This window comes from Priestia sp. 53B2, assembly GCF_056099005.1.
In genome coordinates, this window is sequence record NZ_JBLZXA010000001.1 from 83,304 (window position 1) to 105,633 (window position 22,330).

Here is a 22,330-nt window from a genome sequence, read left to right on the forward strand (position 1 = left end):
AGCTCCTTCTATTTATCTTCTTATTTAAGCCTTTAGCAATTCTTTTGCTTGTGCCACTACGTTTTCTTCTGTAAATCCAAACAGCTTCATCACATCAGCTCCGGTTCCTGAAGCACCGAATGTGTCAACTGCTAACACTTTTCCTTTTGGTCCTACAAAACGTTCCCAGCCAAGTGAAATTCCCATTTCTAGAGAGATTCGTTTTGAAATAGATTCAGGCAAGACGCGCTCTTGATACTCTTTTGACTGCTTGTTAAACAGCTCCCAGCTAGGCATTGCCACAACTCGTACGGATGTACCTTCACGTTCTAGCTGAGCTTTAGCACTGACCGCTAGTGCTACTTCAGAACCTGTAGCGATGAAAATCATCTCCGGTTTATCGTTTGTTTCGGTTAGTACGTAAGCTCCTTTAGCTAGGTCGTTGATATTTCGTTTTGTTTCTTCAAATACAGGCAAGTTTTGACGGCTGAGCACTAAGGCTACAGGACCTTCCACTTGCTGAAGCGCATAAGCCCAAGCGCTTGCTGTTTCGTTTGCATCAGACGGACGGATTACGGTAAGCCCGGGAATTGCACGAAGAGAAGCCAAATGTTCAACCGGCTCATGAGTTGGTCCATCTTCTCCTACTGCTATGGAATCATGAGTAAACACATATGTGACCGGCAGTTTTTGCAGTGCAGCTAAACGAATCGCTGGACGCAAGTAATCATTAAAAACAAAAAATGTGCTGACAAACGGCTTCACACCGCCGTGAAGGGCCATTCCATTACCGGCCGCTCCCATTGCATGTTCACGTACTCCGAAATAAATATTTCGATTACCGAAATATCCTGGTGCGTAAGGGCCTCCTTCTTTAATGTCCGTCATCGTGGAATGCGATAAATCAGCGCTGCCTCCAAAAATAGATGGCACAGATTTAGTGAAATAATTAATAGCTTCTCCGCTTGCAACACGAGTCGAAATCGCTTTTTCTGATGAGAATGTTAAAATATCATTCACTTCAATTAACGCTTCGCCCGTGATGGCATGCTCTAATTCATCAGCGAGCATAGGGTATTCTTTTTGGTAAGAAGCAAATAGCTTGTTCCACTCTGCTTCTGCTTTCATCCCTTTTTCTTCTAGCTTTTCAAAATGGGCTTTTACTTCTTCTGGAACATAGAAGTTTTCTTCAGTTTCCCAGCCATAGGCTTGTTTTGTTGCTTTTGCTTCTTCTTCTCCAAGCGGATTGCCGTGTGCTTTATTTGTTCCCGCTACTTTTGGACTTCCGTAGCCAATAATTGTTCTCACTTCGATGAGCGTTGGCTGTTCGGTATGCTGCTTAGCTTTTCCGATTGCGTTTGTGACTTCATCTACGTCATTTCCATCTTCTACACGCAAATACTGCCAGTTTGCAGATTCCGCTCTTTTTTGGATATTTTCACTAAACGAAAGATTTAATTCCCCGTCTAACGAAATATCGTTGGAGTCATATAAAGCGATAAGTTTGCCAAGCTTCATATGGCCAGCCATGGACATAGCTTCATAAGAAATGCCTTCCATCAAGTCACCATCGCCTACTAACGTATACGTATAGTGATCAACGATAGGGAAATTTGGTTGATTAAATTTTGCTGCTAAATGGGCTTCTGCCATCGCCATTCCCACTGCATTTGCAATTCCTTGACCTAAAGGACCTGTTGTGGCTTCTACGCCGTCCGTATGGCCAAATTCAGGATGCCCCGGTGTTTTACTGTTTAGCTTGCGGAAGCTTCTTAAATCTTCTATTGATACATTGTATCCGCTTAGATGAAGCATGCTATACAGCAAGCTTGAACCGTGCCCGGCTGATAAGACAAAACGATCTCGGCTAAACCAGCTTGAATTTGCCGGATTGTGCTGTAAGTGATTCGCCCATAGCGCATAGGTCATCGGAGCCGCTCCCATCGGAAGCCCTGGGTGGCCTGAATTGGCTGCGTTCACCGCATCGATTGACAGGGTGCGAATCGTGTTAACTGCAAGTGTGTCTATGTTGGTACTCATGTGTCATCCTTCTTTCGCTTTGTTTGTATTAAACTGGCTGCCCTTCGCGTGATTGACTCGCTGTTTCTTCATCCAGCCACCATTTAAAACCGTCTTTTGCTAAAAGTGCATTTGATGCATCAGGGCCATGTGAACCGGCAGCATATTTATGAAGCGGCACTGTATTTTCCTCAAACGCTTCAAGAAGCGGCTGAACCCATTCCCAAGCTAGTTCTACTTCTTTCCAATGAGCAAAAAATGTAGAATCTCCGGCACATGCATCTGCAATAAGACGCTCATATGCTTCCGGTGCTCCTTCTTGCTGACCTGAAAAATTAATTTGTACAGGCTCAATATGACCATGATTAAATGGATTTTTGCTGTTCAACTGCAGCGTAATATTTTCATGCGGGTTAATTTCAATGATCAACAGATTTGGAGATGTTGTTTCTCCTTTGTCTAAGTACAACTCTTTTAAAGAGTCTTTGAATTCAATAACAATTCGCGTCGCTTTTTCAGCCATTCTTTTCCCTGTACGAATGTAGAAAGGAACGCCTTTCCAAAGCGAATTATCGATATATAGTCTAGCTGCTAAAAACGTGTCCGTCTGCGAAGATGGTGATACGCCGGGCTCATTTACGTAGCTCTCCACTGAAGACCCGTTTATTTTTCCAGCCTCATATTGACCGCGAACAACGTCTAGATCCATATCTTCTTTTACAAGCGGACGAAGCGCTTTTAACACATTTATTTTTTCGTTTCGAATATCATCAGCGCTAATGCGAGCCGGTAAGTGCATGGCCGTCATCATCAGCATTTGCAGCATATGATTTTGGACCATATCTCGAATGGCTCCTGAATGGTCATAATAGCTTGCTCTTTCCTCTACTCCGACCGTTTCACTTGCTGTAATTTGTATATTCGCAATATGTTCGTTATTCCATAATGATTGAAGAATGGGATTAGCGAATTCCAGCGCTTCTAAATTTTGCACCATCGACTTGCCAAGATAGTGGTCAATGCGGTAAATCTCTTCTTCTTTAAACGCTTTGCTTAAGTTTTCGTTTAATTGTCGAGCTGACTGTAGATCATGGCCAAACGGTTTTTCAATAATTAACCGTTTCCAACCTTTTGTAGCACCTAAGCCACTGTCTTTAATATGCTCGGCGATCGTACCGAAAAATTCTGGTGCAACGGAGAGATAAAACATCCGGTTGCTTGGAATGTTTAGTTCTGCTTCTCGTGCTTCTACTAGATTTAACAGACTTTTATAGTCTTCAGCATTTGTTGCATCCAATTGGCTGTAGCGAAAAGCTGAAAGAAAATGCTGCATAAGAGATGAATCTTTTTCGATGCGACGTGAAAAAGTGTGAATAGATTCTTCTACCTTTTTCTGAAAATCAGCATCGGACATCTCCTTTCTGCCTAGTCCCACAACAGAAATTGATTTAGGGATTTTCCCGTCTACAAATAAATTATAGAGTGCAGGATAAATTTTGCGTTTCGCTAAATCACCTGTTGAACCGAATAAAACAAAAGTCATCGCTTCCATATCTCTTCCTCCTGTTAGGAAAAATATAATCTTTAAAAAGTAACTTTTCTTTCACTCGTTACTTTATGTAACATATCTTATTCCTGAAATATTTTTTCGTCAAGATATTAAACTTGTAAAAAATAATTTCATTTTTCTTTTTTTCTTTAAACCTTATAGCAGCTTATCTCGTTTAGTTTATGGAAAAATAATGAAAATACTTTTCGGTTGAATTTAAAAAATAAAACTGCTTTAATGGATTTGATAGAATTATATGAAATTAAAAACATACATAATATTTACATATGTGTCAGGTGAAAATATCAAAAGGTGGAAGTAATATGAAAGCTCAACTAATAAAGATGTTTGAAGACCTATCTGTTTTTCCCATAAAAAAATCGTAGCTCAATCCAAAAGAGAAACAAGAAGTTGACCTCTTTCTTTTGAGCTACACTCACACTTTAACTTTAATGCGTCACTGCAACAAGAAGCGTAAGCATCATATAGAGGTTAAAAACAGCCAGTAAAACAAGCACGGTACAGACTAGTCTTCTACCTGTTTTGCTTAAAAAGTAAACGTTGATTAACATAAAATACACGCTTGATGCCCATAAAGTAAACGCAAGAAATTCCTTGCACTCACTGGGCTTCATTTGAAAATCTGGATTATAGTAAATTCGAAGATCATTACTAACAGCGAACGGAACGGTCCACCACCTGATTAAAATCCCCATAAACATAAATATTCCGATTACATTTAGTGTAAACTGCAGCGTTCTCTCCTTTTTCACGCTTCTTTTTGTAGATTCTTTAAAGTTTGCCCGCATGCATTTCCCCCCTGATGTTTTTAACACAGTAGCTGATTTGAGCAGACCTATATAAACGTTCCTTCTTTTAATTTTATACACGCTAGGTCTTACAGATGACATGATTGACATGATTGACATAAGAAAAGCTTCTTCCATTCATAAAGGAAGAAGCCTTAAATAATGAGACTATATTAATCAATGCCGTTCCACTTTTTTGCTTCTTGGTTTTTTCTTCGTATTTCCATTAATAAAGTTCATTGATATCTTCCCGTGTCGCTTCTCTTAGCACCACCTTTTCTTCCATTAGTTTTATCATAAGGGGCAACACTCCTTGATTTATAAAATAGCTTATTACGTCCTGTAGAAATAAAACGAATATTAATACACATATGTACAAGCACACCTTTGCATAACAAATAAAATATAGTAGTTATGATGAAAGGAGTGAATTCTATAAAAAAATATTATTGCTACTACAATTCAGCAGATGGAAAATATTATGTAGAAAGCGATTATTCTTCTAAAAAGCGTTCTCGCAAGAAAAAACCATGCTGTGTAACCATTAATTATTATACAAATATTGCATATGAAGGCGGACAAATTGCTATAAACGGCGGGCAAAATGCATCTCAAGGTGGACAAATCGCAGGAAAGTACGGGCGAAATAAGCTAATTTAATTTCACTAATAACAATGAAGAGTAACTCATCCTGTTTTGCCTGTAAAACACCGGAAGAATATATATGCTCCCGGTGTTTTGTATTTTTGCTCTATTTATTATTCCCATTTTCCATAACTGCAAAATAGTTACCTTCACTGTCTGAAAAGTTAAAGACTTTTCCTGAAGGCATAGATACGATTTCTCCCACCGTTACGCCTTTAGCTGTTAAATCTCTGTATAGTTCATCCACATTCTCTGTAAAAAACAGCAGCGAAGGAGTCCCGACATTTAATTCTGGCTGCATTTTTGCTATTAGCTGTTTGTTATGAAGGATAATGGTTGTTTCGGCCCCCGCTACCGGCGCTAGCTCAATCCACTTCATGCCTTGTTCGTTATTTTGTTCAGACATAACCTGAAATCCCATTTTTTCTGTCCAAAACTTTACCGCTTGATCTTGATCGTTTACATATACCATAATTTGACCGACTTTTGTAATCATTGCTTTCACTCCTTTTTCTCATCGTTTCATCACCTTTTTACTATTTCTTCATTGCTTTTTCATTTCCTGTGTCTTATTTTCTTCCTTCCTAAATAGCGTTGTTTTATTTTCGCTACACGCTTTTTAAAGAAGTGGAATATGAATAACTAACTGATTTACTAATAAAGAATTGAACGTATGGAGGCGCCAAACCGAGACGACAAATATATGCACAATGAAGAACGCAAAAAAAGTGCTGCTCTTGTCAAGAGCAGCACTTTTTTAAACTTGCACGCTATTTGATTCTACTAATTTTCCATCTTCCATCCACACAACACGATCACATAAATCCAGCATTCTGTGGTCATGTGTAACCATTACAGCTGACTTGCCCCTTAGCTTCACTTCATCTGCGAGCATTTGCACGACTGCTCTTCCTCGCTCTGAATCCAAGCTTGCCGTCGGCTCGTCTGCAAAGATAATTTCAGGGTTATTCATCCACGCTCTTGCAATCGCTGCCCGCTGGCGTTCTCCTCCGGATAAACTTTCAGGATAGTGATGCTTTCGATGAGCAAGCCCTAGTTTTTCAAGCAAATCATCCGCTCTTTTTTTCGCTTCTTTATTTCGAATTCCTTCTAGTTCCGTTACAAGAAGAAGCTGATCGCGAACCGTTAAATACGGAATTAAATTAGCTGATTGAAAGATAAAGCCAATTTTCTTCAGACGAATACTGTTCATTTGTGATGGAGACATTTTATTAATCTCGTCTCCGTCAATAATTACACGTCCGCTAGACGGTGAAAGCAGCGCCCCTGCAATAGATAAAAAGGTACTTTTCCCAGAACCAGAAGGACCGACAATCGCCACAAGCTCTCCGGCTTTCACACGCAGCGATAGGTCATTTAATACGACTACAGCGTTTTCTCCTTCTCCAAACGACTTGCTAACATTCTCTAAAACTAATTTTTCTTCACTCATTAAACACCCCTCCCAATCGCTTCAACCGCATCTACTTTTGCTACGCGATACAGCGACAATAATGAACTCAATACAGAAACAGCTACAAACAGCGCCGAACAGCCTACGATTAGCGATAAATCCAAGTAAATGGCATCGAATCAGGCAAAATGGCAGCTACTCCGTATGTCAGTCCAATACTAATAGCAAGACTGCATAAAGTTAACACAACCACTTGAGATAAAATCGTCCGCGCTAAATAACTTGTTTTTGCTCCGATGGCTTTTAACACGCCAAACTGATTCATTTTTTGAAGCGTCACTACATAGAAAAAGACGGCTAGCACAAAAGCTCCAATAATAAAAAGAAACGCCACCATCATTAAAAGCGAGCCCTGTTCTTCTTGATAACCTGGAATTCCTTTTAACGCTTCATCTTTACTGATTACATCGATGTCAGCTTCTTTTTTTTGAAGAGCCTGTGCTTGCTGGTTGTTCATATTTAATACGACTGCATTAAAAGCACCTGTGCTTTCAAGCGTAGTCCATTCCTTCAAATTAATATGAATGACAGGCGCGTGACTAAACGACTGATTTTTTGTAAAACCAACAATCCTAAAGCTTTTTCCTGAAGCCGTATCTTTTATCGTATCACCTAATTTTACGCCTTCTTCTTTTAGCGAAGAATCTGCCACAGCTTCGCCTTTCGCATCGTTTTTAATCATCTTTCCTTCTGTGACACTCGGAGCTAAAAAGCCCCTTGTGTTTACCGCAAAAAACGAGGCGTCTATTTTTTTCTCTTTTCCTTCATTTATAATGGCTGTCATCATCACACTAAGAGGCTCAGCTTTTTTCTTGCCGCTTAGTTGTTGAATATCTTCTGTTTTGTTTATGGATAAAACAGAGCGCGTAAGACGCTGATCCGCTTCTTTTTGAAGCACAACGTAATTTCCTTTCATTTCTTGAACAGCTGAAGCATTGTCAGAGGAAAGCCCCTTTGCTAAGCCTGATACAAAAAGTACAAGCCATACAATTAACACCATAATCACGCCAATGAGTAAGTAGCGCAGCTTCGCATGTTTCAATTCACGTAAAGCCAAAAACATGTTTCTTTCATCTCCTTTTTTAATTCTATTTAAAGTATAAAAATAGAAAATGAATGGAAGATGAACGGCTCATTACATTTTCGGAAGATAAACGTGAAAGGTGCTGCCTTTTCCTTTTTCACTTTCAACATGAATGGAGCCTTCGTGCATCTCAACAATTTGCTTTACAATCGCTAAGCCAAGACCGCTGCTGCCTTCCGTCCGACTTCTTGCTTTATCTTCTTTATAAAAACGATTGAAAATATGCGGGAGGCTTTCTTTTGACATGCCGATTCCCGTATCTTGAAATTCAACGTGGCAATGCGTGTCTTCCATACCAACGCGAAGAGACAGCGTTCCTCCTTCTTCCGTGAATTTTACGCTGTTTGTAATCAAATTTGTCCACACTTGATGAAGCAATTTTTGATCGCCTGAAATCATCGTTGAAGGAAGATCCATTTCAATAGCTAACTCTTTTTCACGCCAGCTCCACTCCGTCATGAACAGCACTTGCTTGATTTGAGCTGCAACATCAAACGGGATTTTGTCGATATGCTGACTTTCTTTATCAAGTGAAGCAAGCGTAAGCAGCTGTTTGCTGAGCGACGACATGCGCCGACTTTCTTCTTCAATAATAGACAGATACTCATTTCTCTGTTCCTCAGAAAGATGTGCAGAACGGAGCGTTTTCGAAAACCCTTGAATGGACGCCAGCGGAGACTGAATTTCATGCGACACGTTGGATACAAATTCTTGGCGCATCTCTTCAAGCTGCTCTAAACTTTTAGCCATCTCGGAAAAATGTGAAGCAAGCGCGCCGATTTCGTCTCGGCGCTTTACGTACAGCTCAACGTTGTATTTTCCTTTTGCCACTTGTTTTGTCGCTTCCGTTAGCTTGACGATTGGTTTTACTAAATAACGCGTACTAATAAGTACAAATAAAATACTTAATACAATCATCAGCAGTAAAATGACCGAGAAAAAAATGCGCATTTCCCCGAACTGCAGCTGAATATCAGGGCGAATAAACAGCGCTTGCTGCCTGTTACTTTCTCCTTTTAACGGCACGCCGATGGTATTGGCTAACACATTATCAAAAAATCCCGTCACAAACACCTGTGAAGGAAAGTTTGCAATTCCGTGATACATTTTCCCGTCCAGGACTTGTTTGACAGCACTCTTTTCTAAGCGCTGATTTCTAAATTCCCGTCCGTAAAACGTCTCATATCCGCTCCTGTCCACCACATATATTTGATAGCCTAATTTACTGATATGCTGTAAATAAGCTTGTTGATCCACGCCCCTATTGCTTTCGTAAAAGCTCGCAATGTCTTTTGCCATACGCGTAAGCTTTTGATCGTTATAAGGTTTTAAGCTGTACTGATAATAAACGTTTGCTAAAATAAACGCTAGGAGACTGCTAAATACCATTACAGCAATGGTTGTCAGGACGATCCGCAAATAGAGCGTCTTCATTTTGCCGTCACCTCAAGCTTATAGCCGACGCCTCGAACCGTCGTAATGACAAAATCATCGGTATGTTCAAACCTTTCGCGCAGCCTTTTTACGTGTACATCGATTGTGCGGTTATGTCCGTTAAAATCCGCTCCCCATATCAGATGAATTAATTCTTCTCTTGTGAAAATTCTTCCTGGATAGCTCGCAAGCTGAGCTAATAATTCAAATTCTTTCATTGGAAGAATTAACAGTCGCCCGCTGCAGTGCACTTCATAGCTTTTTCGGTCGATAAAGGTGTTGTTCAGCACGATCATTTTTTCATTTACCACTTCGTACCTGCGAAGCAGGGCTTTGATTCGGAAAATCAATTCTTTTGGTTCAAACGGTTTTGTCACATAGTCATCTGTTCCTGCTAAAAAGCCTTTTTCTTTGTCTTCCAGCTGATCTTTTGCCGTTAATAAAATAATCGGAAAATCATAATAGCTGCGTATTTCTTCGCAAACTTCATACCCATCTTTATGAGGCATCATAATATCGACAACCGCTAAATGAATGTGCTGCTTAGCAAGCAGACCCGAAGCTTCCTCACCGTCTTTTGCTTCATGAACCATATAGCCTTCAAGCTGCAAATAGTGACGAACTAATTGCAGCATATGCTCATCGTCATCCGCCAGTAAAATATGAATCATTTCTTCTGCCACTCCTTTTATCAACCATTTAAAATGGCGGCCTTTTGGCCGCCATCATTTATTCTTTCAGTATCTATCTGTTTACTAGTGTAACCAAACGTCGCGGTCATATTGCGTTTTTATTAGGATAAGAACTTATTGTGAACAGCAGATGAACGGCTTGTTACAAAATCCATTCTCCTCTCGCAATCATCTCGACTTTTCCGCCTACTTGAATGTGAAATTTCTCTCCGTCATAACTAGCTTTTACGTACAGCAGTGAAGGTCTTCCTATTTCGTATCCTTGTTCTATACGTATATCAATCACGGTCTGATTAAAATAGCCGTATTTAACTAAATATGCTGCTAAACAGCCGTTGGCGCTGCCTGTTGCCGCATCTTCTGGAACGCCGTAGTAGTCGGCAAAGTCTCGCACGTTTAGCTGATGATCTTGGTTATAGGTTTCCGGCGAAAAGACCATAATCGCTTTTGCTTCTGTATTTTCTATCAGTTTGAAATATTTTTCTTTGTCTACATGTATCTCTTTAGCTGCTTCTAATGATGTTAACGGGACAAGGATGACCGGCAGACCGGTGGATACTTCTTGAACGGGAAAACGCGTGTCGATATAAGCTTCATCAAGGTTTAACACATCCGCCACTCGCTTTTTATCAAGCACTTTCCCAAACGTCGGCTGACCTTGTGTCATCCATAGCACATCTTTTTGTTCATCATATGTAACGGGCGTAGGACCTGCTTTATAATGAAGAATAAGCTCCTCTGTATCTTTTTCTTCTAGTTCTTCTCGGATAACATAAGCGGTACCGAGCGTCGGATGGCCTGCAAATGGTACTTCTTCATTAGGCGTAAAAATCCGCACGTTATATTCTCCTTTTGCAGAAGCAGACGTGATAAACGTCGTTTCAGAAAAATTAATTTCTTTAGCCATTTGCTGCATCTCTTTGTCTGAAAGGCTTCCTGCGTCTTTAAAAACTGCGAGCTGATTTCCCGTATATTTTCTCTGTGCAAATACATCAACAATGGAATACTGAATACTTTTCATTTATGTGTTCCTTTCTAAAGGGAATTTTTATGTATAAAATAGGTCATTACGTTTTTCTTTAAAGCCTCATATTGCTCTTTATTCGTATCCATAAACGCTTCTTCCCGACTGGATAAAATGTCTGCATATTGGAGAGGCTCAGGAAATTGTTCTTGTGTAAAGTCATAGCGCTTTTCGCTGAGCTTATTATAAAAATGCCACCCTTCTTCACACGGAGTTTTTAAAATATCTCCTCCTTTTAGATCTTGAACGACAAGAGCTGTCACGCCGCACTGTCCCTTAGAAGGATTATCAGCCGTCCACTTCGTGCTTGAATGAATTGACCACGATTGGTGCAGGGCTTTCTTTAAATGATTCACGTTCAAGCAGCTCCTTTTTCTTCAAATCTACCATATTCTTCTTTTTTATGAAAGTTCTTGTTGAAAAACCCATAGCACAAATATTCTTACTTTAAAAATAATTTAAGGAAGAATAGAAAAATACTAGAAATAATGTATAATAATAGAGTCATTTTAGATGATAGATTATAACCAATGAAAGGTGTTTTAAATGGAAGAACAAGCAGTAAATGAACTCGTTTCTTTTGAAGAAGAGCATAAAGTAGTTCGAACGAATACGTCGTATTATGATTTAAAATGGGGAAAAACAGCCAATCCAGCTAAAAACAACACGTGGAACTGGGCAGCCTTTTTTCTGACAAGCGCTTGGTTTGCATACCGAAAAATGTATAAGCACTTTTTTATTTTATCGCTTATTGAAGTAATTTGGTTTTCCCTTTTGTGCTTTGTAGACATACCAGAGTGGTCCGACGCAATTGTGTTCGGCGGTGCTTCACTTATTACAGGGCTATGTGCCAACCGCTGGTATTATAAGCACGTTAAAAACGTGTTAGCTCGAGCCGAAGCTCAGCCGGAGCAGCGGAAAGAAGCTTATTTGCAAATAAAAGGCGGCACTCACATCGGAATTGCTATTGGTTTAAGCATCTTAGCGCTTGTGATTACTTTTGGAGTCGGAGCGGGATTATCATTTTTACCAACAAAAACGAATATTAAAGATGTAGTTCGCTACGGCGACGAAGCAATTACGCTTGAAACGTACAACGATCATCCAAAATGGACCTACATCAAGCAAGAAGGCCGTCATCACGTTGTACAATTTACCGGCTACGATTATACGGAAAAAGAGCATGTACGCATTGTGTTTAACGTTTATTTGGATAAACAAATTTACGAGTGGGACAAAATTTACATCAACGGCAAAAAGTTAAATAAAAAAGATGCGGAAGACTATGAATACTGGATTGAAGACAGTTCAGCATATTAAAAAGGTCAGCAAAAAAGAAAGGATGAGTGCTTGCTCTCCTTTCTTTTTTGTTTTATCTTAAAGCGTCAAAGGCAGCTTCACCGTCACCACTGTCCCGTTCTCATCACTTTCAATCGCAAGCTTACCGTTATGCTCGTTGATGATCGTTTTACAAATAGAAAGCCCTAACCCCATGCCTGTTCCATCTTTTGTTGAGAAAAATGGATTTCCTACTTTATTAATAATAGATAGCGGAATGCCAGAGCCGGTATCTTGAATGTCAATAAGAGCCCAACCTTCCCATTCTTTGATAATAAGATTTACTTCCCCGCGTTTCTTTTTCTCCATTGCTTCAATGGCGTTTTTCAAAAGATTCATAAACACTTGTCTCATTTGAGCAGGATCGATTGATACAAGCGGAATGGCTCCTTCTATTCTTACGTTCATTTCGACATTATACAGCGCAGCTTCACTTTTCAAGAAAGCAACGGTATCATGAATAACTTCTACAATCGATACAATTTCTTTTTTAGGCGCTGTTGGCTGCGTGACAAGCAAGAAGTTGTTAATGAGTGCATTCATACGGTCCAGTTCATCAAGAACAATTTTTTGAAAAGGCTCTGCCTGTTCATTTTCATTAAATAGAAATTGAATAAAACCGCGCACCGACTGCATCGGGTTTCGAATCTCATGCGCTAACCCTGCTGCTAGCTGCCCTACGAGCGCCAGTTTATCAAGCTGCAGAATTTTCTCTTCAATTTTCGGCAAAACAGCCGCTTGATTTTTATAAATAATATGAGACAAAATACCAGCCAGCCGGTTTAACCCTTGAATTTCACTTTCGCTAAACTGATAAGGATCCGGATCGACCGCGCATAAAGTACCAAACATTCTCCCGTCTTCTAGCACAATAGGTGTTCCTAAATAAGAACCTACCCGGGCACCATCAATGATGGCTAAATTAGACGTTCTAACATCGCGTTTTGTATTGGGAATAACAAGGGGTTCATCACACGTGACTAAGTTGCATACCGCAAGCTCTAACGGCAGCGTCAGTCCATCCTCTACAAGGCTTCCCCCTTCTTTATTAAAGGCTTTCATAACTGAAAATTGTTCGTCGAAAATCCCTACAAACAGCGTCCTGCTTCCGACTACTTCGCTAGCCATCTGCAATACATCCCGAACGGCTTTTTCATTGATGTTCCTCTCTTCCATTACCTTAGTCACCTACTATTTAAATATAGACTGTTCTATTCTCTTATTCTCATTATAAATTTTAAATCCGAAAACGTATATCAAAATTTTAAGAACTCATTTATTTCTTCTATTTCATCGTTAGGGTTAAGGATAGCCAAGACTTGATGGTCTTCCCATATACCGTTAATATGTACATTTTTTCTAGCTATTCCTTCCCTATGAAACCCTGCTTTTTCAAGTACTCGCTGAGAAGGCATATTACGAGGCATGACACCGGCTTCAATGCGGTGAAGATGCAACTCTTCAAACGCGTAGCCAACAAGCGCTTTTACCGCTTCTGTTGCGTACCCTTTTCCACTATGATGCTGATCTAGAAAATAGCCGATAAACGCGCTTTGTAAAGATCCGCGCAGCACTTGAAAAAGACTAATGGTGCCAATTAACTTATTATTCTCTTTTTGAAAAAGACCAAAATAGTATTCTTGATCGTTTTTTCTGTTCTCTTCATGACGCTTAATTTTTTCTACTTGGCCTTCCAACGTATAAAAAGAATCCTCTCGAATCATAGAAAACTGTTCAAAAAAGCCGCGATTGTCCTTTTGCAACTGAAGGCTGTCATGCGCATCGCTGACAGTTAACGGGCGTAAATAAATAGCGTGACCCTCTATCATACTATGTCTCTCCTCTACTTCAAGAAATGTATGTAAAAAAAGAAGGCTTTTTTAAAAACCTTCCATTTTCTCACATATTAAACTTTTCTTGTTTGAATGTAAAGTTCTAAATCACTGCTTTTCTTCGTTGTGATATGTTCTGCTATGATTTTAGCTAGCACCATATTATACACCGTTCCGTTATCTCCATATCCGCTTAGAAAGTAACAGTTAGGCATTTCGTCATATATTCCGATGAGGGGAAGGCCGTCATGAGTGCCTCCGTAATAAGCGCTTATGTAATAATCAGCTTCGACTTGAAGATGAGGAAAAAGCTTATTGAACTCTTTTAAAAGTTTGTCTCTTTTATGAACGAGTTTAGCATCACGTTCTTGCGGCACAATCGTGTTTTCATCAAGACCGCCTATAATGACTCGATTATCGTAAGTTGTTCTCATGTAAATATACGGTCGAGCTGTTTCCCAAATTAAATTTCGATTTTTCCATCCTGTAAAATCCTTTACAGGAGTCGTAACGATTGCATACGAACTTGTAAGTACAGCTTTTTTCTCTCTCTTAAATTCTTGATTTTCATAGCCTCCTGCCATAATGACATGTTTAGCTTCGATTTGTGATTTATTTTTAGTGAAAAATACAGCTTCATCTTTTTCTAACTTTTGACCGACAATTTCTGTTTCTTCAAACATCCGAACCCCATGCTGTTTTCCATACTGTAACAGACCGAGTGTAAAGCTGTAAGGGTTCAGCTCTGCATCATTTTTAATAAGCATTGCCATTCGTTTTTTAAATCCATAGTCTTTTTCAATTTGTTCTTCTGATAAGATTTCAGCTTCAAATCCATGCTTTTGCATATAAAAGTAGTCTTTATTTATCTTCGTGATATCTTCTTCATAACTTGCATAATACAAGCTGTCTCTTCTTATAAATTCTGCATTAATCGGAAGCTTTTTAGCTGCTTCCTCAATATCTGTAATAGCCTGTTCGCACAGCTTATAATGACGGACTGTTTTTTCTTCTCCAAACGTGTTGACTAATTCGTAAAACAATTTATCTCCTAAATATTGAATAAGAGAGGTATTTACAATTGTACTTCCATGCCCTGCTTTACGTTTATCAACAACCACAACATCAAGCCCCTGCTCACATAAATAATAAGCACATTGTGCACCTGAACTTCCTCCTCCAATAATAAGAACATCGCACTCAATATCTTCCTCTAGAGATGGGTATACAGGTGGCTTCGCTACAGTTGTCTGCCAATAAGGGTTTCCAAATAATAAATTCATGCAAACGCCTCCTTTCTTTTCTCTATTATGCCCAATATAAGCTAATTTTTGCATGCAGCAGGATGAAAGTATGTGGGTTAAGCTTTTCGAGGATAGTAAGCAAGTTATTAACGTAAAGGTCAGGTGATTAAAGAGGCCATTCATTAAACTAATCTTCTATACAATAGAATTAATCATGACTCTTAATACCATGAGCATATAAAGTGCACGACTAAAGTATTGATAAACATCATGTCGTGATCTTCTGCTTTAGACACAGACCCCCAGTAAGTGCGTAAATATATAACTTCTTCACTACATAAAAAGTTCCACGCAAAAACCACCTGGAAAATCACCAGATAGTTTTTTATATTAAGTGGGGTGCACGCTCTGATTAACTGTGGATGGATATAAAGCCTTACGTTAAAAGCGGATCCTGACTTAGAATGGTATAGGGAAAGTACTAACGTGTTTATTTCATAGTAAAAAATAAGAAGCCGAAGAAAAAATTCTTCGGCTTCTCCTTCATTATGTACGCAGGCTAAGGAGGAAGTGGTATTAGCCTGCTTTGTTATAACATGGGGGCTCATATATGAGATCTTGGGATGATTCATCCTATGTAAAAAGTGAAAAAAAGTACCGTGTCCATCTTATTTTCTTATCTTTTTTTATTTTCATTGAAATCATTGGATATTTTTGGAGCACTTTTGCATTTCAGGCATATGTTAAAAATGTACTCAGAACTTGGAGGTGAAATATATGGGCTTCTATGGTGGCTGTGGTTATGGCGGTTACGGTTACGGCGGCGGCGGGTTTGGCAGTGGCTTTGCTTTAATCATCGTATTATTCATTTTATTAATCATCATCGGCTGTGCTTGCTGGGGAGGATTTGGCGGTTGCTAATCATTAGAAATAATGATGAACAGCTTCATTTCCACTAATTTTTTCACCAAAAGCTAGCTTTCCACTTTATTATGAAAAAGCAGTGTCCACATAATGGGCACTGTTTTTAAATGTGCTTATGAACCAGGTAATAATAAGACTAACCATTGTAAAAAAATAGATTTTTTTAATCTGCCGTTTCTTGTCTGCTTCTTCCCATCACCTTATTTTTCTTGTTCATACTTCCTTTTCTTCTACATATTAATAGATAAAAAGATTAATTAAAAAGAGAGTCACTCTGCAACTCTCTTCCTGCTCTATGTAGATGCTAAACATTAAACAAACGTTTTTTTCAAGACAACGCGCTGATCATTGACAGTATAGCCGTTTCTTTCATAAAAAGCCTGTGCAGCTCCTCCAGTCGCCGTCAAGAGATACAAGCTGTTGATATCGTGTCTTTGAAGTTCGTTCTCAAACCGGCTTAAGATAGCTGAACCGTACCCTTTTCCCTGCGCACTTGCGCTGACGCAAAGCTCGGCCACGTAAAAGGTCATACCGCTGTATGATTTTTTCGCGTGACCTGCAATCATTCCAATCAACTCTCCTTGGTCATAAAATAAATAGCCCATAAATTTAGGTGTGTGCATTAAATCAGTCAGCCTTTCTCTAGCTGATTTCTCTGTCCACGGCTCATTCCAAGGTGTTTTTGTAAATACATTCATATACAAATTAATGCACTGCTGCATATTCTCTGCAGTGAGAGGTACTACTTTTTCGATCATTTTTACGCTTCCTTTTTTGTTTAGTTTGAAGGCTTGTTAACAATTCGCTCATACATTTCCGGCAGGTGCTTAATTTTATAATCAATCGTCTCAAGCTTATGATGGATTTCTTCGATTTCTTTTTGTACCGCTTTTTTATGATCCATCAGCATTTGCAGACTTTTATCAAGCACGGCATTTTCAAGCGTACAGTTTTCAATAAGCGTCCGAATGTCCTTGATTTGCATACCTGTGCTTTTTAAGCAGCAAATTAAATCAATCCATTCAATATCTTGTTCTTTAAAAATACGATTCCCTGACGCTGTACGATCTAAAAATGGAAAAAGCCCTTCTTTATCATAATAGCGAATGGTATAAATTGTCACGTTCAATTTCTTTGCAACTTGTGAAATGGTATACGTCATACTGCTTCCTCCTACACCTTAAACTTCTCAGAAAAACATGATGAGTTTGTCTTGACCTCCAGCTATCCCGAGGATTTATTCTTTTATAGTCTTCTTCATTGAGCTCTTTATGCTGCAGACTTTTTGTACAAGCAGCAGCAACATATATTTAAACCTGAAAGGATGAATACGATGAATACTGCTCACATGATGCTTACCATTGTAATTGGCGGTTTTATTGCCTTTTTGTTAGGTCTTGGCGTCACAAAGATAATTGAGCTGCTGCTAAATCTTTTTCTAGCTTAACCAGTAGTTACTTATCGTAAAACGCAGGTAACTCCGTTCCATATCCGAACGGAGTTACCTGCTTTATTTTAAGAACTGCAGCGCTTAAGGCACCATGTTGCCAGCGGCTTTATAAATATCGTACCACTCTTCGCGCGTTAACTTGATTTCTGAACCTTTACTTGCATCTTTCATACGCTGAATATTTGTAGTACCAAGCACTACTTGGATGTTTGCAGGATGAGTTGTGATCCATGCAACGGCAATCGCTGTATTCGTTACGCTATATTTACTTGCGATGCGATCAATCACTTCGTTTAACTTTCCAAATTTCTCTTTATCGCCGAGGAAAGGTCCTTCGAAAAATCCGTTTTGGAATGGCGACCACGCTTGAAGCGTTATATCATTTAAACGGCAATATTCAAGCACGCTGCTGTCGCGGTTCACAGCTTGGTCGATGCCCATATTTAAAGAAATACCAGAGTCAATGATTGGCGTATGTGCGATGCTGAACTGCACTTGGTTTACGACAAGCTTTTGGTTGATATATTTTTCAAGCAGCTGAATTTGCGCTGGGTTATGGTTCGACACCCCAAAGTGACGTACCTTTCCGCTGCTTTGAAGCTCATTAAACGCTTCTGCTACTTCTTCAGGATTCATTAATGGATCTGGGCGATGAAGTAATAAAAGATCTAAGTAATCTGTTTTTAAACGCTCTAAGCTGCCGTTAACAGAGTCTATAATATGCTGCTTTGAAAAGTCATAGTAATTTTTCGCTGAGTTAATGCCGCATTTACTTTGAATCACCATTTTCTCACGAAGACTTGAATTCATTTGTATAGCGTTTGCAAAATACTCTTCGCATTGTCCTACATAATTAGGACCGTAAATATCAGCATGGTCAAAAAAGTTAATTTCTTCTTCCATCGCTGTGCGGATTAGCTTCTCTGCTTCTTGTAAAGAAAGCTCTGTTAAACGCATATTTCCCATAATTAAATTTGATACGTGTAAGTCAGTATTAGCAATTGTATGATACTTCATATAAAGCCCCTCCTTGAAATGATACTACTACAAGATAAACCATAGAGTTAACTCTAGGTCAAGCAGAAAGAATAAAAGATTTTATAAGCAGCAACGGTAAAACACCCTATCTTTTTTGGTAAAAAGATGAAATACTAGGTTGTGGTGTGATAAAAGTCACTGCCGCTCTGCATTTCATTTAGTAGTATATGTTACGTTCTTTCCTTCCTTTTTATCGAAGCTTATTTCATAGCAATACATTAATCTATCAGGCAAAGGAGCTTATCAATCACTATGCAGAAAACGAAAGCAAAACGATTTGAAATACAGTATTCCGTTCTAAAAGATGAAGCCAAAATCAAAGGAACTTTTGTGATAGAATCTGCTAAAAACCGAGATGACGCATCAAGACTTGCTAAATTAAATGTCTCTACAAAAGAAAGAGTGTTTATTCAATATGTAAAGATTTTAAAAGTCAAACGAGTTTCTACAGATTCGGCGGCAAAGTGACATTGGTTTGCTTCTTCTTTTAGCAAGCCCCTATTTATGCTGAAAGTGTCGTCTCAGAAGATGCTTGTTTCGTTCGTGTGAGTAATAGAACTAATCCAATAATACAAGCTGTGCCTATCCATTGATAAAAACCAAAAGGCTCTTTCAGCCAAACAACAGTTGTAATAACAGCGGCTAAAGGCTCTAAACTTCCAAGCAAACTCGTTTCTTTAGGTAAAAGACTTTGCAGGCTTTCTACATAAAACCAAAAAGCAAGCATCGTGCCAAAAATAATGACAAATAAAATATATCCGCAGGTTATTGGTGATAAGCTTGACGCTTCCCAAGGAGGATGAATAAAGCTCATTACGCTTCCCCCAATTACCATTGACCAGCCAACGATGACAAGCGAACTGTACTTTTTGATCAGCGGCACGGCATACAGCGTATAAAATGCTGCTGCTACACCTGACAGCACTCCCCAAACAACGGCAGATACAGGAACAGACAGCTGAGAAATAGAGCCGTTTGTTAATAAAAAAAAGCAGCCCCCGAGTGCCAGCAGAACAGTGATGACGTCTTGTCGCGTAAATATAGACTGCTTGCGCAAAAGCAAATAAACGATAATCATCACTGGTGATAAATACTGCAGCAGCGTAGCTACTGCTGCATTTCCATGCTTAATAGAAGCCATATACGTATACTGAACGGCGAGCATACCAACTATGGCAAAAACGACGAGCTGAAAAGCTGACTTTCGGTTCTTCCATACTCCAAATACGTGAGAACGATTATTTTTCATACATGAAATCATTAGCAGCAAAAAACCTGCAATGAGCAGCCGTACTGAAACAAGCCAGTCTACACTGATTTCAAATTCTTGAAAAAGCTTTTGAGCAACCGTTCCTCCCACCCCCCAACATATAGCTCCAGTTGTTACAAAGAAGAACCCTTTTTTTCTGCTAAGATCGTTCATCTTTCATCCCTCACTTTTATTATAATAATAGTGTTATAATAAGTGAAAAACGGGGCGGAAAATACGCATATTGCATTAAAAAATATAAATATATTGAGGTGACCATGTATGCCAGCAGCCCATTTTAAAATTGATGAAAACTTAAAAGAGCTAACGACCCATCGCACCGTTGAGCTGCCAGTAGCATGTTATCAAACGACGATCGGCGATCACATAAACGGCTACATCCCTCTTCACTGGCATGATGAGCTTCAATTTGTATTGGTTATAAAAGGTGATGCGTCTTTTCAAATAAATGAAAAAACAGTGATTGTCAAACAAGGCTACGGACTGTTTATTAACAGCGGATGTCTTCATATGACTGAAGACATAAACAAATCCGGCTGCGTGTATATTTGTTTAAATGTTTCTCCTCATTTTCTTGTGCCGCAAGAACTTTTCACAAATTATGTTTATCCCTACATTCATGCAACGAATCTATCTCATTTATTCATCAGTCCAAAGCAAGCCTGGGGAAATAACGTGTTAGAGTCTATACATAAGATATACACATGGATTCATAAGCAGCCGCACCACTATGAAATAGAGATTGCCTCTGAACTCAGCATACTTTGGAAAAATTTAATTCTTAACGGTTTGCAGCTGAAATACAATGAAAAAGAAATGATCAAAAATCAGCGGATGAAGCAAATGCTTAATTGGATTCATTTGCACTTTGCTGAAAAGATTACGCTCGATGATATTGCCAAAGCCGGACAATTGAGCCGTTCTGAATGCTGTCGATATTTTAAGAAAATGTTAAAAAAATCGCCTTTGACCTATGTATTAAACTATCGAATTCAGCAAAGCTTAGTTATGCTGCAGCAAGCAGAAGCAAATGTGACGGACGTCGCTTATCAAGTAGGGTTTAATAGTACAAGCTATTTTATTAATCAGTTTCGAAAAGAAATGAAGATGACTCCGCTCATGTATCGAAAAAAGAAGCTGCACATCTCATCACATCACTAAAAAACGGCGGGGCAATCACCCCGCCGTTTTTTATGAACTCTTTTTACTCGTTGATTTTGCATCAGAAATCTTTCCTAAGAAAAACCCGTCTACTTCTGCTATTTTCCCTCTCCAAAAGATCTTGCCTTTAGAAGGAGTAGATTTACTGTCTCCACAGTAAATCTTTGTATTTTTCAAATGAATAAAATGGGCTTCTGCTTCTCCGTTTGATTCGCTCGCTTCGCTTGCTAAAGAGAATTGTTCGCTTAGCGCCTGAGCCACTTCACTGCCTTCTTCAAACGTTTCGCTTAAGTAATCAAAGTATTCTTTTGCTGAAATCATGGTACCGGAAATCACAGCGCCGTTTACATTTAATGAAATATCAAGTGAAAAGCCGTGTTTATTAGAAGCTTTCACAAAGTATTCAAGCGTATTGTCTTTAGTTGAAAAAGAAGGGCCTGTACTCATGTCTTTCTTTCCTCCTTTACGCCTTAGGCTGTTGTATCGTCTTCACTAGAAAGAGATGTTGCTTCATCATCTTCTTCGTCCGTGTTTTTCTTTGCTTTTGTGTTTTTTGATTTTTTAGCTGTTGACTTTTTTGGTTTCGCTTCCTTTTTTTCTTCTTCGCTTTCATCTTCGTCTTCTTCTTCTGTTTTTACTTTATTGTTTTTTTTGTTTGAGCGAGAATCTTCCTCTTCTTCCTCGCTGTCTTCGTCACTTTCACTTTCTTCTTCCTCTTCTTGTTCAGCTTCTTTTTTATCCTTTTTACGAGGCTTAGATGTTTCTTCTTCGTTTTCATCGTCCTGCTCGTTTTCTTCATTCTCATCGTTCTCTTCTTCGTCGGAATCTGTATCTTCCGTTTCTTCGTCTTGATTTTTATTGAGGCTAAGCTCAACAAGCATGTTCATTTTTTCTTCAAGCTGTGATAAGCGATCTTGAAGAGTTTGATTTTCTTCTTTTAACTCGTCGTACTCTTGAACATTATCGTCTTCTGTTTCGCTACTAGAAGAATTTACGTTTTCTTCATCATCTTTTGATTTATCTTTATCTTTTTTAAACAAGCTTCCTGCAGATGTTTTCAGACTGGCCACACTGCTTTTTGATTTTTCTTTTACTTTGGTTCCTAAATCTGATGCTTTGCTTTTTAATTCGTCTGTATCAATGCGGTCAAGGAGACTTTTTCGATTTTCAGGAGTCGATACATATCCAATCGTTGCACCGATGATGCCTCCTGCTACCGCTCGTTTGATTGGTCCGCTGCTTGTTGTTTTGCTTGCTTTTGAACCGTTTTCCGTGTTTTTATTTTCCTTGTTTTCTGCCTGTGTGTTATCTAATTTTGTTTCAGTTGCCATTGTAAATCCCTCCATTTTTTAAGTAGCGTACAG

At 39.0% G+C, this 22,330-nt stretch carries 23 protein-coding genes and 1 pseudogene; 5 read left to right on the forward strand and 19 right to left on the reverse strand.

The window, feature by feature from the left end; translation table 11 throughout:
* Nucleotides 1–24 precede the first annotated feature (24 nt).
* The 3 genes from tkt to ACN6NE_RS00555 all read right to left on the reverse strand — a co-directional run bounded on the left by tkt (nt 25) and on the right by ACN6NE_RS00555 (nt 4,356).
* On the reverse strand, nt 25–2,019 hold the full coding sequence (gene tkt, locus ACN6NE_RS00545; RefSeq protein WP_129710571.1) for a transketolase: 1,995 nt from the start codon (nt 2,017–2,019) through the stop codon (nt 25–27).
* A gap of 28 nt (nt 2,020–2,047) precedes the next feature.
* A complete protein-coding gene (gene zwf, locus ACN6NE_RS00550; RefSeq protein ID WP_129710572.1) occupies nt 2,048–3,550 on the reverse strand; it encodes a glucose-6-phosphate dehydrogenase in 1,503 nt (500 codons plus the stop codon).
* Between the two features lie 446 nt (nt 3,551–3,996).
* On the reverse strand, nt 3,997–4,356 hold the full coding sequence (locus ACN6NE_RS00555) for a hypothetical protein (RefSeq protein ID WP_474324047.1): 360 nt from the start codon (nt 4,354–4,356) through the stop codon (nt 3,997–3,999).
* Nucleotides 4,357–4,782: 426 nt separating this feature from the next.
* Between ACN6NE_RS00555 and ACN6NE_RS00560 the strand changes: the two genes are divergently transcribed.
* Nucleotides 4,783–5,016: a hypothetical protein gene (locus ACN6NE_RS00560; RefSeq protein WP_474324049.1), complete on the forward strand. Its 234-nt coding sequence runs from the start codon at nt 4,783–4,785 to the stop codon at nt 5,014–5,016.
* A gap of 91 nt (nt 5,017–5,107) precedes the next feature.
* Here ACN6NE_RS00560 and ACN6NE_RS00565 read toward each other — a convergent pair whose 3' ends face one another.
* From ACN6NE_RS00565 to ACN6NE_RS00595, 7 genes and pseudogenes are all read right to left on the reverse strand, one after another.
* Nucleotides 5,108–5,497 carry a VOC family protein gene (locus ACN6NE_RS00565; protein ID WP_474324050.1) on the reverse strand — a complete coding sequence of 130 codons (390 nt, stop codon included), beginning with the start codon at nt 5,495–5,497 and terminating at the stop codon, nt 5,108–5,110.
* 261 nt (nt 5,498–5,758) lie between these two features.
* Nucleotides 5,759–6,454, reverse strand: a complete 696-nt coding sequence (locus ACN6NE_RS00570; protein ID WP_474324052.1) for an ABC transporter ATP-binding protein — start codon at nt 6,452–6,454, stop codon at nt 5,759–5,761.
* Nucleotides 6,454–7,538: pseudogene (locus tag ACN6NE_RS00575) on the reverse strand (ABC transporter permease). The gene ACN6NE_RS00570 and the pseudogene ACN6NE_RS00575 overlap by 1 nt, the downstream one beginning before the upstream one ends.
* 72 nt (nt 7,539–7,610) lie before the next feature.
* Nucleotides 7,611–8,993, reverse strand: a complete 1,383-nt coding sequence (locus tag ACN6NE_RS00580; RefSeq protein ID WP_474324055.1) for a sensor histidine kinase — start codon at nt 8,991–8,993, stop codon at nt 7,611–7,613.
* The gene (locus ACN6NE_RS00585) at nt 8,990–9,664 is read right to left on the reverse strand and encodes a response regulator transcription factor (protein WP_474324056.1); all 675 of its coding nucleotides are present in this window, start codon (nt 9,662–9,664) and stop codon (nt 8,990–8,992) included. Before ACN6NE_RS00585 ends, ACN6NE_RS00580 begins: the two co-directional genes overlap by 4 nt.
* A gap of 163 nt (nt 9,665–9,827) precedes the next feature.
* Nucleotides 9,828–10,706, reverse strand: a complete 879-nt coding sequence (locus ACN6NE_RS00590) for a PhzF family phenazine biosynthesis protein (RefSeq protein WP_129710580.1) — start codon at nt 10,704–10,706, stop codon at nt 9,828–9,830.
* Nucleotides 10,707–10,720: 14 nt separating this feature from the next.
* On the reverse strand, nt 10,721–11,065 hold the full coding sequence (locus ACN6NE_RS00595) for a YunG family protein (RefSeq protein ID WP_129710581.1): 345 nt from the start codon (nt 11,063–11,065) through the stop codon (nt 10,721–10,723).
* Between the two features lie 190 nt (nt 11,066–11,255).
* On the opposite strand from ACN6NE_RS00595, the gene ACN6NE_RS00600 reads away from it, so the two are divergent.
* Nucleotides 11,256–12,029, forward strand: coding sequence for a DUF2628 domain-containing protein (locus tag ACN6NE_RS00600; protein WP_129710582.1), 774 nt, complete (start codon nt 11,256–11,258; stop codon nt 12,027–12,029).
* 57 nt (nt 12,030–12,086) lie between these two features.
* On the opposite strand, the gene ACN6NE_RS00605 is transcribed toward ACN6NE_RS00600, so the two are convergent.
* The 3 genes from ACN6NE_RS00605 to ACN6NE_RS00615 all read right to left on the reverse strand — a co-directional run bounded on the left by ACN6NE_RS00605 (nt 12,087) and on the right by ACN6NE_RS00615 (nt 15,162).
* Nucleotides 12,087–13,223 carry an ATP-binding protein gene (locus tag ACN6NE_RS00605; protein WP_474324058.1) on the reverse strand — a complete coding sequence of 379 codons (1,137 nt, stop codon included), beginning with the start codon at nt 13,221–13,223 and terminating at the stop codon, nt 12,087–12,089.
* A gap of 80 nt (nt 13,224–13,303) precedes the next feature.
* Nucleotides 13,304–13,876 carry a GNAT family N-acetyltransferase gene (locus tag ACN6NE_RS00610; RefSeq protein WP_474324060.1) on the reverse strand — a complete coding sequence of 191 codons (573 nt, stop codon included), beginning with the start codon at nt 13,874–13,876 and terminating at the stop codon, nt 13,304–13,306.
* Between the two features lie 77 nt (nt 13,877–13,953).
* A complete protein-coding gene (locus ACN6NE_RS00615) occupies nt 13,954–15,162 on the reverse strand; it encodes an NAD(P)/FAD-dependent oxidoreductase (RefSeq protein ID WP_474324062.1) in 1,209 nt (402 codons plus the stop codon).
* Between the two features lie 738 nt (nt 15,163–15,900).
* Here ACN6NE_RS00615 and ACN6NE_RS00620 point away from each other — a divergent pair.
* A complete protein-coding gene (locus ACN6NE_RS00620; protein WP_075421040.1) occupies nt 15,901–16,044 on the forward strand; it encodes a YjcZ family sporulation protein in 144 nt (47 codons plus the stop codon).
* A 314-nt stretch (nt 16,045–16,358) separates the two neighbouring features.
* Here the strand turns inward: ACN6NE_RS00620 and ACN6NE_RS00625 are convergent, their stop codons facing one another.
* The 3 genes from ACN6NE_RS00625 to ACN6NE_RS00635 form a co-directional block, all read right to left on the reverse strand.
* On the reverse strand, nt 16,359–16,805 hold the full coding sequence (locus ACN6NE_RS00625; RefSeq protein WP_129710587.1) for a GNAT family N-acetyltransferase: 447 nt from the start codon (nt 16,803–16,805) through the stop codon (nt 16,359–16,361).
* Nucleotides 16,806–16,825: 20 nt separating this feature from the next.
* Entirely contained in the window at nt 16,826–17,209 is a 384-nt protein-coding gene (locus tag ACN6NE_RS00630; RefSeq protein WP_025751010.1) for a MerR family transcriptional regulator, read from the reverse strand.
* 369 nt (nt 17,210–17,578) lie between these two features.
* Nucleotides 17,579–18,514 (reverse strand): aldo/keto reductase, encoded by a 936-nt coding sequence (locus ACN6NE_RS00635; RefSeq protein WP_474324065.1) that lies wholly within the window; start codon nt 18,512–18,514, stop codon nt 17,579–17,581.
* A gap of 273 nt (nt 18,515–18,787) precedes the next feature.
* Between ACN6NE_RS00635 and ACN6NE_RS00640 the strand changes: the two genes are divergently transcribed.
* Nucleotides 18,788–19,003 (forward strand): hypothetical protein, encoded by a 216-nt coding sequence (locus ACN6NE_RS00640; RefSeq protein WP_013057984.1) that lies wholly within the window; start codon nt 18,788–18,790, stop codon nt 19,001–19,003.
* Between the two features lie 34 nt (nt 19,004–19,037).
* On the opposite strand, the gene ACN6NE_RS00645 is transcribed toward ACN6NE_RS00640, so the two are convergent.
* Complete coding sequence (locus ACN6NE_RS00645) at nt 19,038–19,958, reverse strand: EamA family transporter (RefSeq protein ID WP_474324067.1); 921 nt, start codon at nt 19,956–19,958, stop codon at nt 19,038–19,040.
* Between the two features lie 108 nt (nt 19,959–20,066).
* On the opposite strand from ACN6NE_RS00645, the gene ACN6NE_RS00650 reads away from it, so the two are divergent.
* A complete protein-coding gene (locus ACN6NE_RS00650) occupies nt 20,067–20,966 on the forward strand; it encodes an AraC family transcriptional regulator (RefSeq protein ID WP_129710590.1) in 900 nt (299 codons plus the stop codon).
* Between the two features lie 30 nt (nt 20,967–20,996).
* Here the strand turns inward: ACN6NE_RS00650 and gvpU are convergent, their stop codons facing one another.
* On the reverse strand, nt 20,997–21,413 hold the full coding sequence (gene gvpU / locus ACN6NE_RS00655; protein ID WP_013057987.1) for a gas vesicle accessory protein GvpU: 417 nt from the start codon (nt 21,411–21,413) through the stop codon (nt 20,997–20,999).
* A 23-nt stretch (nt 21,414–21,436) separates the two neighbouring features.
* Nucleotides 21,437–22,297 (reverse strand): GvpT/GvpP family gas vesicle accessory protein, encoded by an 861-nt coding sequence (gene gvpT, locus ACN6NE_RS00660; RefSeq protein WP_474324069.1) that lies wholly within the window; start codon nt 22,295–22,297, stop codon nt 21,437–21,439.
* Between the last annotated feature and the right edge of the window lie 33 nt (nt 22,298–22,330).